The sequence below is a fragment of the Ralstonia sp. ASV6 genome (assembly GCF_016429285.1).
GTDB classification, from domain to species: domain Bacteria; phylum Pseudomonadota; class Gammaproteobacteria; order Burkholderiales; family Burkholderiaceae; genus Ralstonia; species Ralstonia flaminis.
On the sequence record NZ_JAELUI010000076.1, the window covers coordinates 11,626 to 27,578 of the forward strand.

The 15,953-nt window shown below is 64.1% G+C and carries 14 protein-coding genes; 11 read left to right on the forward strand and 3 right to left on the reverse strand.

What is annotated here, in order from left to right:
* The first annotated feature begins 64 nt into the window (after positions 1-64).
* The 4 genes from JHD73_RS15975 (at position 65) to JHD73_RS15990 (ending at position 4,185) form a co-directional block, all read left to right on the forward strand.
* On the forward strand, positions 65-1,045 hold the full coding sequence (locus tag JHD73_RS15975; RefSeq protein ID WP_199031248.1) for an ABC transporter substrate-binding protein: 981 nt from the start codon (positions 65-67) through the stop codon (positions 1,043-1,045).
* Positions 1,046-1,230: 185 nt separating this feature from the next.
* A complete protein-coding gene (locus tag JHD73_RS15980) occupies positions 1,231-2,139 on the forward strand; it encodes an ABC transporter permease (protein WP_199031249.1) in 909 nt (302 codons plus the stop codon).
* Position 2,140: 1 nt separating this feature from the next.
* On the forward strand, positions 2,141-2,935 hold the full coding sequence (locus JHD73_RS15985; RefSeq protein WP_064803186.1) for an ABC transporter ATP-binding protein: 795 nt from the start codon (positions 2,141-2,143) through the stop codon (positions 2,933-2,935).
* A 143-nt stretch (positions 2,936-3,078) separates the two neighbouring features.
* Positions 3,079-4,185, forward strand: a complete 1,107-nt coding sequence (locus JHD73_RS15990) for a J domain-containing protein (protein ID WP_199031250.1) — start codon at positions 3,079-3,081, stop codon at positions 4,183-4,185.
* Positions 4,186-4,260: 75 nt separating this feature from the next.
* On the opposite strand, the gene JHD73_RS15995 is transcribed toward JHD73_RS15990, so the two are convergent.
* Entirely contained in the window at positions 4,261-5,673 is a 1,413-nt protein-coding gene (locus JHD73_RS15995) for an MFS transporter (protein ID WP_199031251.1), read from the reverse strand.
* Complete coding sequence (locus JHD73_RS16000; RefSeq protein WP_199031252.1) at positions 5,673-6,083, reverse strand: cupin domain-containing protein; 411 nt, start codon at positions 6,081-6,083, stop codon at positions 5,673-5,675. Before JHD73_RS16000 ends, JHD73_RS15995 begins: the two co-directional genes overlap by 1 nt.
* 114 nt (positions 6,084-6,197) lie before the next feature.
* Here JHD73_RS16000 and JHD73_RS16005 point away from each other — a divergent pair, with 114 nt between their 5' ends.
* Positions 6,198-7,091 (forward strand): LysR family transcriptional regulator, encoded by an 894-nt coding sequence (locus JHD73_RS16005; protein WP_199031253.1) that lies wholly within the window; start codon positions 6,198-6,200, stop codon positions 7,089-7,091.
* 66 nt (positions 7,092-7,157) lie between these two features.
* On the opposite strand, the gene JHD73_RS16010 is transcribed toward JHD73_RS16005, so the two are convergent.
* On the reverse strand, positions 7,158-8,225 hold the full coding sequence (locus tag JHD73_RS16010) for a porin (protein WP_199031254.1): 1,068 nt from the start codon (positions 8,223-8,225) through the stop codon (positions 7,158-7,160).
* A 205-nt stretch (positions 8,226-8,430) separates the two neighbouring features.
* Here JHD73_RS16010 and JHD73_RS16015 point away from each other — a divergent pair, with 205 nt between their 5' ends.
* The 6 genes from JHD73_RS16015 to JHD73_RS16040 all read left to right on the forward strand — a co-directional run bounded on the left by JHD73_RS16015 (position 8,431) and on the right by JHD73_RS16040 (position 15,427).
* Positions 8,431-9,123 carry a response regulator gene (locus JHD73_RS16015; protein WP_199031255.1) on the forward strand — a complete coding sequence of 231 codons (693 nt, stop codon included), beginning with the start codon at positions 8,431-8,433 and terminating at the stop codon, positions 9,121-9,123.
* On the forward strand, positions 9,120-10,547 hold the full coding sequence (locus JHD73_RS16020) for a sensor histidine kinase (protein ID WP_199031256.1): 1,428 nt from the start codon (positions 9,120-9,122) through the stop codon (positions 10,545-10,547). The genes JHD73_RS16015 and JHD73_RS16020 overlap by 4 nt, the downstream gene beginning before the upstream one ends.
* 451 nt (positions 10,548-10,998) lie before the next feature.
* The gene (locus JHD73_RS16025) at positions 10,999-12,087 is read left to right on the forward strand and encodes an ABC transporter ATP-binding protein (RefSeq protein ID WP_048932448.1); all 1,089 of its coding nucleotides are present in this window, start codon (positions 10,999-11,001) and stop codon (positions 12,085-12,087) included.
* 81 nt (positions 12,088-12,168) lie between these two features.
* The gene (locus JHD73_RS16030; RefSeq protein ID WP_199031257.1) at positions 12,169-13,209 is read left to right on the forward strand and encodes an ABC transporter substrate-binding protein; all 1,041 of its coding nucleotides are present in this window, start codon (positions 12,169-12,171) and stop codon (positions 13,207-13,209) included.
* 96 nt (positions 13,210-13,305) lie between these two features.
* Positions 13,306-14,574, forward strand: coding sequence for an ABC transporter permease (locus tag JHD73_RS16035; protein ID WP_199031258.1), 1,269 nt, complete (start codon positions 13,306-13,308; stop codon positions 14,572-14,574).
* Between the two features lie 16 nt (positions 14,575-14,590).
* Positions 14,591-15,427, forward strand: a complete 837-nt coding sequence (locus tag JHD73_RS16040; protein WP_199031259.1) for an ABC transporter permease — start codon at positions 14,591-14,593, stop codon at positions 15,425-15,427.
* The last annotated feature ends 526 nt before the right edge of the window (positions 15,428-15,953 follow it).

Sequence of the window (15,953 nt, forward strand, 5' to 3'; positions counted from 1 at the left end):
CGGCACGGGCTCATCCCGCCCGCTGTCAGAGCGAAACCACCCAAAAGGGAAACAGGAGATCCGTATGTCCAGCTTCAAACACGCCTTCCGCCTCGCTGCGCTTGCCGCCATTCCGATGGCGCTTCTGCAAGCCACGCCGGCACTGGCCCAGGCCACCAAGTCGGTCGAAGTGCTCGCCATCGTTGAGCACCCGGCACTCGATGCCATCCGCGACGGCGCCAAGGAGCAACTGAAGGCCGAAGGCTTCGATGCCGGCAAGAACCTGAAGTGGGAATACCAGAGCGCCCAAGGCAGCACCGCCACCGCCGCGCAGATCGCCCGCAAGTTCATCGGTGACAAGCCGGACGCCATCATCGCCATCGCCACGCCGTCGGCACAGGCTGTCGTGGCTGCTACGAAGACGATCCCGGTGGTCTACTCCGGCGTGACCGATCCGGTTGCCGCACAACTGGTCAAGAGCTGGGAGCCGACCGGCACCAACGTGACCGGCGTGTCGGACAAGCTGCCGCTGGACAAGCAGATTGCCCTGATCAAGCGCGTGGTGCCGAATGCCAAGCGCGTGGGCATGGTCTACAACCCGGGTGAAGCCAACTCGGTCGTGGTCGTCAACGAGCTGAAGAAGCTGCTGACGGCGCAAGGCATGACGCTGGTGGAATCGGCTGCACCGCGCACCGTGGACATCGCCCCGTCGGCCAAGAACCTGATCGGCAAGGTTGACGTGATCTACACGAACACCGACAACAACGTGGTGTCGGCGTACGAGTCGCTGGTGAAGGTGGCCAACGAGGCGAAGATCCCGCTGGTGGCCGGTGATACGGACAGCGTGAAGCGTGGCGCCATCGCCGCGCTGGGTATCAACTACTTCGACCTGGGCAAGCAGACCGGCGCCGTTGTCGCTCGCATCCTCAAGGGTGAGAAGCCGGGCGCGATCGCCTCGGCCGGCAGCTCCAACCTGGAACTGTTCGTGAACGAAGGCGCCGCCAAGAAGCAAGGCGTGACCCTGTCGGCAGACCTGCTGAAGGACGCCAAGGAAGTTATCAAGTAAGCCGCAAGGCGCCGGGTCGGTTTCCGCCCAAGGGAGACCACCCGGCGTGGGTCATGGCGGCCCGAGCCCAAACGCGGCTATCCGCCGCATAATGGCCGGGCGCTCGCGCTCTACCCTCAAGCGTCCCCGTTCATCGCCTTCTTTGCCTTAAGGCGTGGTGCCCAACCACCTCGCCCTACTCTGTCATGTCACTTTTTTCGTTACTCGGCGCCCTGGAGATCGGCCTGATCTTCAGTCTCGTGGCGCTCGGGGTGCTGATCTCCTTCCGCATCCTCAACTTCCCTGACCTCACTGTCGACGGCAGCTTCCCCATGGGCGGCGCTGTGGCGGCCACGCTCATCGCGGGCGGCCACGATCCGTTCATGTCGACCTTCTGCGGCATGCTGGCCGGTGCGTTTGCCGGTTTTGTCACCGGCTGGCTCAACGTGCGCCTGAAGATCATGGATCTGCTCGCCAGTATCCTGATGATGATCGCGCTGTACTCGGTCAACCTGCGCATCATGGGCAAGCCGAACGTGCCACTCATCTCCGAGCCGACTGTGTTCTCGCTGCTGCAGCCGGAATGGATGCCCGACTATGTCTTCCGCCCGGTGCTGCTGGGTGTGGTCGTGGTGATCGTCAAGCTACTGGTGGACTGGTTCTTCTCGACGCAAGTCGGTCTGTCGCTGCGCGCAACGGGTGCCAACCCGCGCATGGCGCGCGCCCAGGGCGTGGCTACCGGCCGCGCCACACTGGCCGGCATGGCGCTGTCCAATGCACTGGTCGCTCTTGCCGGCGCGCTGTATGCGCAGACGCAAGGCGGCGCTGACGTGTCGATGGGTATCGGCACCATCGTGATCGGCCTGGCCGCCGTCATCATCGGCGAGACCGTGCTGCCAGCACGCCGCCTAGTGCTGACCACGCTGGCCGTGGTGGTGGGCGCGATCCTGTATCGCTTCTTCATCGCCCTGGCGCTCAACAGCGATTTCATCGGTCTGCAGGCGCAAGACCTGAACATGGTGACCGCTGCGCTGGTGGTGATCGCCCTCGTGCTGCCGGGTGTGCGCCGCAAGGTGTTCGGCAAGTTCGCCAAGACTGCGACCAAGGGGAACTGACATGCTGAGCGCACAAGGACTCACCCTCACCTTCAACCCGGGTACGCCCATCGAAACCCGCGCGCTGCGTGGCCTGTCGCTGGAGATCCCCACGGGCCAGTTCGTTGCCGTGATCGGCTCGAACGGCGCCGGCAAATCGACGTTCCTGAACTCCATCAGCGGCGACCAACTGGTCGATTCGGGCAGCATCACCATCAACGGTGAAGACGTCACCCGCAAGACCGCTTGGCAACGCGCCGACAAGGTCGCCCGCGTGTTCCAGGACCCGATGGCCGGCACCTGCGAGAACCTGACCATCGAAGAGAACATGTCGCTGGCCATGTGCCGCGGGCAGCGTCGCGGTTTCAAGTTCGCGACCAACCGCAAGTGGCGCGAGATCTTCCGCGAGCAACTGCGTCGACTGGACCTGGGCCTGGAGAACCGTCTGACGGATCGCATTGGTCTGTTGTCGGGTGGCCAACGTCAGGCAGTGAGCCTGCTGATGGCATCCTTGCAGCCGTCGCGCATCCTGCTGCTGGATGAGCACACCGCCGCGCTGGACCCGAAAACGGCTGCCTTCGTGCTGGAACTGACCGCCAAGATCGTCTCGGAGAGCAAGCTGACGACGATGATGGTCACGCACTCCATGCGCCAGGCACTGGACTACGGCGACCGCACGGTGATGCTGCACCAGGGCAACGTGATCCTCGACGTGCAAGGCGAGGAGCGCAAGGGGCTCGACGTGCCGCATCTGCTGCAGAAGTTCGAGGAAACGCGCGGCGCCAAGGTGGACGACGACGCGCTGCTGCTCGGTTGATGCCGACGTAGCGCTTCAACGCACCATGAAGAACGGGCACCTTCGGGTGCCCGTTTTCTTTGCGCCAATGGAGGCGCCGTGAAGTCGCCTGCCTACAATGCTCTGTCAATCCTGACGTCTTTCGCATTCTTGAACCCCCTGCCATGACCAAGGCACGCCGTCCGGCCATCAGCATTGCGCCCGATCAGAATCAGAACCAGCAGGACGCATCAACGCTGTCGAAAGGACAGAGATCATTCAATGCGCTGATCAAGCAGATCGAGAATCGGCGCAAGCGGCTAGCTGACTGGGAAGCCGCTACAACGCAGTTTCAGACGCGCTATGCCGGCGAGCTTGTACCGCTGAAGCGAACCAGCGTTGCCTTGCAGATCCGCATGGTGCACGCCCTGGACCAGGCGTATGAGCACGAGGGACTCACCAAGCCCGAGCGCCGCAAGATATCCGCCCTCATCGTCGATCTGGCCGGCAACTTGATCGATGAAGACGCCAGCCTCAAGGCCATCTACAACAAATACAGCGGAACGGACTTCGATCGTGAAGCTGCAGCGCAAGCCGCGGAAATGAAGTCGCGGCTGGAGGCAATGCTCGGTGTCGATCTGGGGGATGACGCGGATGCGCATTCGCAGGACACCGTACTGCAACGCGCCCGTGCGCACATCCAGCAACAGGCAGCGAAAAAGGCTGCCCTCGCGAGCAAGCGCGAAGCACGCCGGGCTGCCCGGGAAAAATCCCCCAAGCAGCTCGCAGCAGAAGCCCGCGAGCAGGAGGAGCAAGAGCAGATCACCCTGTCCATTCGCGAGGTCTATCGCAAGCTCGCCAGCGCTTTGCACCCTGACCGGGAAACCGATCCGCAGGAACGCGATCGGAAGACTCGGCTCATGCAGCGCGTCAACGAGGCCTACGACAAGGGCAACCTTTTGCACCTGCTGGAGTTGCAGCTTGAGCTTGACCACATCGACCAGCGCTCGATCAACCACCTCAGCGAAGCCCGGCTGACGCACTACAACGAGATCCTGAAGGACCAGGTGGGTGAGCTTGATCGGCAGATCCACCGTGTCGAGACAACGTTCCGGTACACCTATGGGTACCAGCGGTTCGGGGCGTTGTCTCCGGATGCCGTCTTGCGAAACCTCGCGACCAACATCGATGTCCTCCACCTGCATATTCGCAACATCGAGCAGGACCTTGCCGCGTTTGACGACATCAAGGCCCTGAGGCGCATGCTGAAATCGCGCACTGCCTTTGGTTGATGGCGCTTTCAGCGGCGCGCTCCAGTCACGCAAAAACGGGCACCCGAAGACGCCCGTTTTTCTTTGTGGTTTCCGCTATCGGGTCACACATTGAGCGCTCGCCGGCACCAGTCTCGGCCGCACCAACAGCATCAGGACGAGAACAAGCGCCAGCGCCAACATCACTGAGCCTGCGGCAAACGACGACGCAATCCGATGCGCCAGCAGTGTCCGCGCATCGCCAACACCACCTGCCGCCGCAAACACCACCACCAGAATCCCGAGCCCCAACGAACCGCCCAGTTGGTGCGCCACGTTGACCACGCCCGACGCTGCGCCCGCGTCTTCCGCCGCCACACCAGTGATACCCGCAACCGTCAACGGACTGAGGGAAGCGCCCTGCCCGAGCCCGATCAGCAGCATCGGTAGCGCCACCCCGCTCACGTATGCTGTATCCGCGCCAACGTTGCTCAGCCATGCAAGACCAATCAACGCCAACGTCAGACCACAGGCCAGCAAGCGGCCGTTGCCAATGCGCCGTGTAAGCCGTGGCACCGCCATGGCCGCCGCAAAATTCGCCAACGTTGCAGGCAGAAAGGCAAGACCGGCTTCAAAGGGGCTGTAGCCGAGCACGCCTTGCAGAAACTGTGTGGCGAAGAACCAGAAGCCCACCATGGCACCCAGGAACAGCACGCGCACCGCATAGGCCCCGGCCCGCTCACGATGGGCGAACAGGCGCAGCGGCATGATGGGCTGCGGTGCACGCGCCTCATTCCACACGAAGCCCACCAGCAGCAGCACGCCTGCCACCACGGTTGCCACCGTCAGCGTATCGCTCCAACCTGCGCTGGCAGAGCGGACGATGCCGTAGATCAATGCGCTCATGCCCAGCGTTGAACTCAACGCGCCAACAAGATCGAACCGCCCCGCATGCCGCGGTGTTTCATCCAGCCAGCGTCGGGCAGCCAGCAACAGCGCCAACCCGATGGGCAGGTTGATGAAGAAGCCGACACGCCAGGAGAGCCAACCCGCAAGCACCCCGCCCAGTACGAGCCCGATGCTGGAGCCGATGCCTGCCACCGCGCCGTAGTAGCCCACGGCACGGGTGCGCTCCGGCCCTTCGGAAAAATGCGTGGTCAGCAGCGCGAGCGTGGACGGCGCCAGGATCGCCGAGCCCGCACCCTGCACAGCACGTGCTGCCAACAGCCAGGCTGCCGACTGCGCCACCCCGATCGCCAGCGAGGCCAACGAAAACACCGCCAGGCCCGTGATGAACATCCGACGGCGTCCAAGAATGTCGCCGGCGCGCGCGCCAAGCAGCAGCAAGCCGCCCAAGGCCAGCGTGTACGCGTTCTGCACCCACGACAACCCGGTGGCAGAGAAGCCCAGTTCATCGCGCAACTTCGGCAGCGCCGCAATCACGATGGAGATATCCAGCACGATCATCAGATAGCTGACCAGCACGATCGCAAGCACGGCGTTGCGGCGGGCATACGCCTCGGCTTGCATTACAGGGCTCCCTGCCCGGCGCGGTATTGCGCGTCGCTCACGTGCTCCATGAAGTCGGCGGTCGAGCCGTCAAGCTCCTCTTGGATCGCGATATGCGTCATGGCCGTGGTAGCGGCGGCGCCATGCCAGTGCCGTTCGCCGGGCGGGATCCATACCACGTCGCCGGGGCAGATGGTCTCGATCGGGCCGCCCTCACGTTGTACGAGGCCGCTGCCGGCCGTCACGACCAGCGTCTGGCCCAGCGGATGGACGTGCCAGGCAGTACGCGCACCCGGCTCGAATGTCACGCTCACGCCCACAGCACGGGCCGGCGCATTCGCCGCGAACAAGGGGTCGACGCGCACCGAGCCGGTGAAGTAGTTGGCCGGTCCTTGGATGGAGGCTTGCGAGCCACCGCGTGTGATTTCCATGGTTGATGTCGTTTCGATTGGAATGACGCCAATGTACGGACCGCACCGCGCTTTGATTAGATGGCAAAATCGGCAAGCGCCTATGAATCGATCTCATGAATCCCGGAGCCGCCCATGCCACGCGAGAATTTCAATGACCTGCAGGCCTTCGTGCTCGTGGCGCGTGAAGGCAGCTTCACGCGTGCGGCGGCGCAGTTGGGCGTGTCGCAATCGGCACTGAGCCATACGATTCGCGGGCTGGAAGCGCGGCTCGGCCTTCGCCTGCTGACACGCACCACACGCAGCGTGTCGCCGACGCAAGCTGGCGAACGCCTGCTGCAAACCATCGGCCCGCGCTTTGACGACATCGAAGCCGAATTGGCCGCCCTGACCGAGCTGCGCGACAAGCCCGCCGGCACGATCCGCATCACCACCGCCGAACATGCGGCCGATACCGTGCTCTGGCCGGTGCTGGAGCGCTTTCTACCGAACTATCCGGATATCCAGGTCGAGATCTCCGTCGACTACGGCCTCACCGATATTGCGGCCGAGCGCTTCGAAGCCGGTGTGCGCCTGGGCGACCAGGTGGCCAAAGACATGATTGCGGTGCGTATCGGGCCGGACCTGCGTACAGCGGTGGTCGGCGCGCCAAGCTACTTTGCAAACCGGCCGCAGCCCACTACCCCGCACGATCTCACCGCGCACACGTGCATCAACCTGCGGCTGCCCACGCATGGCGGCCTGCTGGTCTGGGAGTTCGAGAAGGACGGCCAGGCCTTGAACGTGCGCGTGGAAGGCCAGTTGATCTTCAACAGCAGTACACCGCGCCTGCGTGCTGCGCTGGCCGGCTTTGGCCTGGCGCTGCTGCCGGCAGACATGACCGAGCCGCACGTGGCGGCCGGGCGGCTCGTCCGGGTGCTGGACGATTGGTGCCCGACCTTCCCGGGCTATCACATCTACTACCCGAGCCGGCGGCAGTCCTCACCGGCGTTTGCACTGTTGATTGACGCGCTGCGCTACCGCGGGTGATCCACCGGTCAAACAAAAACGGGCACCCGAAGGTGCCCGCTCTGTTTGGTGCGATCGAAACGCCGATCAGAAGCGGTGCTGCAGACCCGCCGTCACACCGACCTGGCTGTTGCCGTAGCCAACCACATCACGCGACAGGCTCACGTTCTGGCCGTTCTGGGCCTTGGCGTAGGCCGCCGACAGATACGCCGTGGTGCGCTTGGACAGCGCGTACTGGCCACGCAGCGAGAACATGATCGGGTCAGCCGAGTTGTTCACGCCCTTGATGTTCTGCTTGTACACCGCGCCGTACAGTGTGAACGCTGGCGTGAAGTCGTAGCTGGCGCCTGCCCAGTACATATCGCTGCGCTGGGTGGCCGCCGTCGTGGTGAACGCGCGCTTGTAGTTGCGGTAGCCCGCGAACAGCTTCAGCGCACCGAAGTCGTAGCTGGCACCGGCGTGGATGCCCTGGATGTAGTCCGTCGTGTCGGCCGGCGTCACGCTCGTGCCCGCGCCGTTCTGGCGGTCCCACGTGGCTGCCGCCGAGAAGCCGCCCACGCTGTAGCCGATACCCAGGTCGTACTTGGACGAGCTCTTGAAGTTGCCCGCCGCCTCGCCAAAGCCCACCGTGGCGCCCAGCTTCAGGCCCCCGAAGGTGCCGTCATAGCGGACGGCGTTGGACGAACGCGAGAACAACCCGTCCTTGCGGTCGCCCGTGGCGGTGGACGACGTGGCCCACGAGTAGTTCGGTGCATAGCCCATCGGGTCGTACGGCAGCATGAAGTCGTACGTGGTGGTGAAGGTGCGACCCGCCACCACTTGGCCGAAGCCACCCGCCAGACCCACCACTGCACGGCGGTCGAACAGGGTGTTGTCGGTGTCGAGCTTACCGGTGTCGACCGCGATGCCGCTTTCCAGGTTGAACACGGCCTTCAAGCCACCGCCCAGGTCTTCCGTGCCGCGCATGCCCCAGCGCGAGGTGTTCTTGCCGCCCGATACCAGACGGGTGACGCCGCCGCCGTTCGGGCCGGCGTGGTTCACGTACTCGACGCCCGAGTCGACGATCCCGTACAGGGTCACGTTGGAGGATTGTGCGGCTGCAGTGCCGGCGGTGGCAAACGCAACTGCCGCCAGCGCCATCGAAGTCATTTTCATCAGGTCTCCCTTATTCGTTGTCCTGCCGCAAGCGCCGCTGTGACGGGCCTTGGGGCGGCACGGATCGTATGAGGAGCGCACTTTCAGTTCACTTTCGATTGCCGGGAAATTGGGAGGGGGTGCCTAGGGCATCGGGGGTTTCCCCTAGCTTCAAATCATGCGGGGATGTCTGTATTTCTCTGCGGCTTGTTAAGAGAAGTCCGATATGCGCATCCTGTTGGTCGAAGACAACCTGAAGCTGGCCAGCACGCTGGACGAAGCCCTGAGCCAGGCCGGTTTCACGGTCGATTGCGTGCACGACGGCCACGCTGCCGATCTGCTGCTGACCACACAGGACTACGCCCTGGCCATTCTCGATATCGGCCTGCCGCGCCTGGATGGGCTGGAGGTGCTGCGCCGCCTGCGTGCCCGTAAGAACCCCCTGCCGGTGATGATCCTGACCGCACACGGTGCCGTGGAAGAACGCGTGCGCGGCCTGAACCTCGGCGCTGACGATTACCTTGCGAAGCCGTTCGACCTGACTGAGGTGGAAGCCCGCGCCCGCGCACTCATCCGCCGCAGCCACGGTCACGAGAGCACGCAACTGCAATGCGGCCCGCTGCACTACGACGGCATCAGCGGGGCCTTCACGCTCCATGGAGAGCTGCTCGCCCTCACCGGCCGCGAGCGCGCCGTGCTGGAAGTGCTGATGCTGCGCGACGGCCGTGCCGTCAACAAAGCCGCCATCTCGGAAAAGATCTTCAGCATCAACGAATCCGTCAACGCCGATGCCATCGAGATCTACGTGCACCGCTTGCGCAAGAAGCTCGACGGCAGCGGTGTGGCCATCGTCATGCTGCGCGGGCTCGGCTATCTGCTGGAAGCCACACCGGGCGCGCCAGCAGACGCGGCCTCATGAGTCCGCCGAGCCTGCGCCGGCAGCTCTCGTTCTGGCTGCTGTTGCCGCTGTTAGGGCTGCTCGCGCTGGATGCCTGGCTGACCTACACGCGCGCCATGAACGCCGCGCACGCCGCGTTCGACCGCACGCTGGGCGCTTCGCTCAAGGCCATGCACGAAGGCGTACGCCTGCGCGAGGGGCGCTTCGCCATCGACCTGCCCTACCTGGCGCTGGAAATTCTGGAGTCGGAAACCGGCAGCAGCATCTTCTACCGGATTGCCGATACCGCCGGCAACACGCTCACCGGTTACAACGAACTGCCCTTGCCGGGTGGGCGGCAACCCATGCCGTACCGCACCGTCTTCTACGACACCACGTTCCGCAACATGCATGTACGCATGGCAGCCCAGCCTGTGCCGGTGCGCGACGCGCAGTCCTCGGAGATTCAACTGGTGTGGCTGCTGGTGGGCGAAACGCTGGAGCCGCGCGAGGCGCTGGCCCACGAGATCCTGGCGGGCTCGCTGCAGCAGGAGGTGCTGCTGGTGGTGCTGGCCGTGGGCATTGTCTGGCTGGGCGTGCGGCGCGGGCTGCGGCCGCTGCGGCAGTTGAGCGAAAGCATGGCTGGCCGCGGCACCGATGAACTGGCCCCCTTGCCCCAGCATGGCTTGCCGGCCGAGGTCGCACCGCTGGTCGAGGCGATCAACCTGTACGTGGCGCGCCTGCTGCGCATGGTGCAGGCCCGCAAGCGCTTCTTTGCCGACGCGGCACATCAACTGAAGACGCCGCTGGCCGTCATCCAGGCGCAATCGGAACTCGCTCTGCGCGAGCCCGACGGTGAGCGCATCCGCCGCCACCTTGAGCCGTTGCACGGCACGGTGCGCCAGGCGGCCAAGGGCGTGCAGCAACTCCTGTCGCTCTCAAGGCTGGAGCCCGACAGCGGCTACGCCCCGCAACTGCAACCGCTGCGCCTGGACACGTTGGCCGGCGATGTCGCGCTCGAACTCGCGCCGGTGGCACGCAAGGCCGGCATCGACCTCGGCTTCGAAGGTGAACCCGTGATGGTTGCCGGCGAGCCGCAATGGCTGCAGGAGCTCACCGGCAACCTGCTCGACAACGCCATCCGCTACGCAGGCCACGGCGCCCGTGTCACGCTGCGCGTCAAACGCCAGACGATGGTCATGCTGGGCGACCAGGCCGTGTTGCAGGTAGAGGACGACGGCCCCGGCATCGCCGTACCGGAGCGTGATGCAGTATTCGGCCGCTTCTATCGCGGTGCCGCTGCGGCCGCGGCGCAAGATCAGGATGGCAGCGGCCTGGGGCTGGCTATCGTGCGTGAGATCGCCCGTGTGCATGGCGGCACGGTGGCGCTGTCCGAAACGCCCGGCGGTGGGTTGACCGTGAGTGTGTGTCTGGCGCTGGCCCCGGCAGACGAACTGGCAGTCTGATCGCGCATCGCACGGCTGGTTGCTGCGGGGCAACATGGTCGGGCCGTCATCGCGTGCTGCGTCAGCCGCCATGCACCGCTACCGTGATAACGCGGCGCACCATTTCCAGGCGTACGCGCCACCTGCCTCAGCACGCGAATTGGTTCCATCCGATCCCTGGCGACCATCGCCGCATCTGCCCGGGCAGCGACCTACACTCCAACGATTGCGTCATTCGCCCTAACTCCCCGCCGTGCTTGCCTGGGCAAGGCGTTGGGGCTTTTCCCTATTGTGGTGCCGGAGGGCCTTTCGCCCGCTTGCGGTGCACGTTTCGCGCTCAGAATTGGCTCTATCAAATAACCAGAATTGGGGCCACTTTGCAAAACAATGAGCCGCTATAGTCCATCCACAATTCGTCACAACACGACATGTTGACCCGCTCGACATGCGCGGGAAACGGCAGGAGGCAGCAATGAAGACAGACGACGTGATCGTCAGCTTTCGAGGTGTGCGCAAGACGTATGACGGCGAGACCCTGGTGGTCAAGCACCTGGACCTCGACATCTACCAGGGCGAGTTCCTCACCCTGCTTGGCCCCTCCGGCTCGGGCAAGACCACCTGCCTGATGATGCTGGCCGGGTTCGAATTTCCGACCGGCGGCGAGATCCGCCTGGAAGGCGCGTTGCTCAATAACGTGCCGCCGCACAAGCGCAACATCGGCATGGTGTTCCAGAACTACGCGCTGTTCCCACACCTGACCGTGGCGCAGAACGTGGAATACCCGCTGACCGTGCGCAAGATCCCCGCCAGCGAGCGCGCAGACCGCGTGCACAAGGCCCTGCAGATGGTGCGCATGGAAGGCTTTGCCAAGCGCTATCCGGCGCAGCTCTCGGGCGGCCAGCAGCAGCGCATTGCCTTGGCCCGCGCGCTGGTGTTTGAGCCCAAGCTCGTGCTGATGGACGAACCGCTGGGCGCGCTCGACAAGCAACTGCGTGAACACATGCAGTACGAACTGAAGTCTCTGCATGAAAAGCTGGGCGTGACCTTCGTCTACGTGACGCACGACCAGGGTGAGGCGCTCACGATGTCCGACCGTGTGGCCGTGTTCGACAAGGGCATCGTGCAGCAGCTCGACACCGTCGACAGCCTGTACGAACGCCCCTGCAACGAGTTCGTCGCCAACTTCATCGGCGACAGCAACACGCTGCGCGGCACCGTCACCCGCATCGACGGCGACTACTGCGAGCTGCAACTCAATGATGGCGCCCGCATCCTGGGCCGCAACATCGCCGGTGCCAGCGTGGGGGCCACGGCCACCGGGTGCATCCGCCCCGAGCGCATGCGCCTGGCCGAAGGTGCATCGGCGGCCGGCAATGCGATCACCGGGCAGACGCGCGGCCTCGTCTACTTTGGCGACCACGTGCGCATGCGCTGCGCCCTGCCCGACCAACCCGAATGTTTCGTCAAGGTGCCGCTGGGCACGCGCGCGCTCGAAGGCTTTGCGCCGGGCGCCCCGATCCAGCTTGAGTTCGCACCGGAACACCTGCGCGTTTTTGCCTGAACCACGCAGCATGTCATCCGACGTGCTGCGTGCCACGACCACAAGCCGTAACTACAAGCCAAAGCCAAAAGAGGAGCCAAGATGAAACACATCGCGAAGATGCGTCTGAGCCTGTTTGCCGGCGCGTTCGCCATTGCATTCGGCGCGCACGCTGCAGAGATCACCGTCGTCAACTTTGGCGGCGCCAATGGCGACGCACAGAAGGCCGCCTTCAACAAGCCGTTCGAAGCACAGACCAATAACAAGGTCACCGTGGTCGAGTACAACGGCGAGCAGGCCAAGATCAAGGCCATGGTGGAAGCCAAGCACGTCAACTGGGACGTGGTGGAAGTCGAGTCCGGCGACATCGGCCGCGGCTGCGACGAAGGCCTGTTCGAGAAGCTCGACTGGAGCAAGATCGCCAAGAAGAGCGACCTGATCCCCGAGTCGCCAAGCACCTGCGGCGTGGGCTTTTTCGTGTGGTCGACCGCGATGGCCTACAACGCCGACAAGCTCAAGACCGCTCCGACCGGCTGGGCCGACTTTTGGGACGTGAAGACATTCCCGGGCAAGCGCGGCATGCGCAAGGGTGCGCGCGGCAACCTGGAATTCGCACTGATGGCCGATGGCGTGCCGCCCAAGGACGTCTACAAGGTGCTGGCCACCAAGGACGGCCAGAACCGCGCATTCAAGAAGCTCGATCAGTTGAAGGCGAACATCCAGTGGTGGGAAGCTGGTGCACAGCCGCCGCAGTTCCTGGTGGCGGGTGATGTGGTGATGTCCACCGCGTTCAACGGCCGCATCGACGCCGCCCAGCGCGAAGGCAAGAACCTGAAGGTGGTCTGGAACGGCAGCATCTACGACCTGGACTACTGGGCCATCCCCAAGGGCACGCCCAACAAGGCGCTGGCCGAGCAATACATCGCCTACACGCTCTCGCAGAAGCCGCAGCAGGAATACGCCAAGCACATCGCGTATGGCCCGGCCAACGTAGCGGCCATCAAGGCGCTGGATGCCAAGACGCAGGCCAACATGCCCAACTCGCCCGAGAACGCCAAGAACGCCGTGCTGCAGAACCTGCAGTTCTGGACCGATCATGGCGACGAGCTGGAACAGCGCTTCGCCTCGTGGGCGTCGAAGTAAAACGTAATGCAGTGACCTGCGCGGATGCCGAGCCACCATGGCGCGGCATCCGCCGGATGAATCTCCGCAGCACTCGGCGAGGCAGCATTGAACACCATGACGATCGCGGCTGAATCGGTTCCCGAATCGACGGCCAAACTCAAACGCGAACTGAAGAGCGCTGAGGCGCGCAGGCGTGCCATGGCGCTGGCGCTGGTAGCGCCGCTCGCCATCTTCCTGCTGCTGATCTTCGTTGTGCCGATCGGCGCTCTGCTCACGCGCGCCGTGCAGAACCCGGAGGTGGCCAACGCGCTGCCCAAGACGGTCATTGCACTCAAGAACTGGGACCGCAAAGCACCGCCCGCGGATGCCGCTTACGCTGCACTGGCCGACGATCTGACCGTCGTGAGCGAAGGCGAGGCAATGGGCGCGCTCGCCCGCCGCCTGAATACGGAAATCCCCGGGTTCCGCTCGCTGGTGGCCAAGACCGCGCGCGCCATGCCGCTGGCCGACGACCAAGGCAAGGCGCTGGCGCTCACGCCCGCACAGACCCGTGCCAAGCTGCTCGAACTCGACGAGCGCTGGGGCGATGTCACTTACTGGCAGGCCATCGCGAAGAACAGCGGCCAAACATCGGCGTTCTACCTGCTGGCCGCGCTGGACCACCGACAAGACGCCTTCGGCCACATTGAAGCCACCGACCCCGACGAGCAGATCTACGTGACGGTGTTCGTGCGCACCTTCGTCATCAGCGCGATGGTGACGCTGTTCGCACTGCTGCTGGGGTATCCGCTGTCGTACTGGATTGCCTCGCTGCCGGAGCGCCGCGCCAACCTGGTCATGGTGCTGGTGCTGATCCCGTTCTGGACGTCGATCCTCGTGCGTGTGGCGGCGTGGATCGTGCTGCTGCAGACCGAGGGCCTCATCAACCACGGCCTGATGGACCTCGGCATCATCAAGGAACCGCTGGCGCTACTGTTCAACCGCGAGGGCGTGTACATCTCGATGACGCACATCCTGCTGCCGTTCATGATCCTGCCGCTATACAGCGTGATGAAGTCGATCCCGCCCACGTACCAGCGTGCGGCGGTCTCGCTGGGCAGCCATCCGTTTGCCGCGTTCTGGCGCGTGTATGTGCCGCAGACGTATCCGGGCATCGGTGCCGGTGCGCTGCTGGTGTTCATCCTGGCGCTGGGCTACTACATCACCCCCGCGCTGCTGGGCGGTCCGAACGACCAGATGGTCAGCTACTACGTGGCCTACTTCACCAACGTCACCATCAACTGGGGCATGGCCTGCGCGCTGGGCGCCCTGCTGTTGCTCGCTACGCTGGTGCTGTATGCGGTGTACGGCCGCTTTACGCGGCCCAAGGTTCGCGTTGGTTGAACGGAGCCCATCGACTATGAAACTCACCAAACCGATGTTCGCCCCGCACACCTCGCTCGTCGAGCGCATCTGGTACTTCGCGCTGCGCGGGCTGGCCGTGCTCACGCTGCTCTACCTTGTGCTGCCCGTGCTGGTGATCGTGCCGCTGTCGTTCTCGTCGAGCACCTTCCTCTCGTACCCGATCCCGAGCTATTCGCTGCGCTGGTACCAGAACCTCGTCACCTCAGACGAGTGGCGCATGGCGGCCAAGAACAGCTTCATCGTGGCGCCCGCTGCCACGGTGGTGGCGACCGTGCTGGGCACGCTGGCGGCCATTGGCCTGAACAAGGCGGACTTCCGCGGCAAAGGGCTGCTGATGGCGGTGCTGGTGTCGCCGATGATCGTGCCGGTGGTGGTCGTGGGCGTGGGCATGTACCTGTTCTTCGCGCCGCTGGGGCTTGCCAACACGTACATCGGCCTGATCCTCGCGCATGCGGCGCTGGGCGTGCCCTTTGTGGTGACGACCGTGCTGGCGACGCTGCAAGGGTTCAATCACAACTTGGTGCGGGCGAGCCTGTCTTTGGGGGCGAATCCGGTCATGACGTTCTTCCGCATCACCTTGCCCGTGATTGCACCGGGCGTGATTTCGGGCGCCTTGTTCGCCTTCGCCACCTCGTTCGATGAAGTGGTGGTCACGCTCTTTTTGGCCGGGGCAGATCAGGTGACGCTGCCGCGCCAGATGTTTACGGGGATTCGCGAGAACATCTCGCCGACCATTGCTGCGCTGGCGACGATTCTGATTGTGTTTTCTACCTGCCTGCTGCTGACATTCGAGTGGCTGCGCGGGCGGGCGGCGGCTAAGGCGGTGGCTTGATTACTTACTCGCACTTCGCCATGCGCTGGCGTTGCCGGTCCATCCCTTGTTTCATCCCCTGCCGGGGCTGACTCACTTTCTTTGTCTTGCCAAAGAAAGTAAGCAAAGAAAGGCGCGCCCGAGATGGCGACCCATCCCTTGAATTTGTGTAACCGGGCGGAGAACGGGAAACCTCGCTGCGCTCAGACAGTTCCCGTTCTTTTTTCCGCCCGCTTACACAAATTCAAGGCGCCATCTAGGGCAAGGGCAAGGCACCCCTTCTTGTGCCAGTGCTCCACTTTGTCTTGCACTGCCTTTGGCCCGCCCGCCTTCTCGGCTTCATTCGCCATGCTTGGCTGCCACAGCCCTCTCTTGCTCCGCGCCCTCTTCCGGCCTGCTTCACCCACCCGACTGATTCCTCGCCGGTTTGGCCTTTGACGTTCCTGCCCTTGATGGCGCCTTGGATTTTTGTTGCGGGGAGGAAAAAGGAAGGAGCCTTGTCTGAGCGCAGCGAGTTTGGCTCCTTCCCCTCCCCGCGACAAAAATC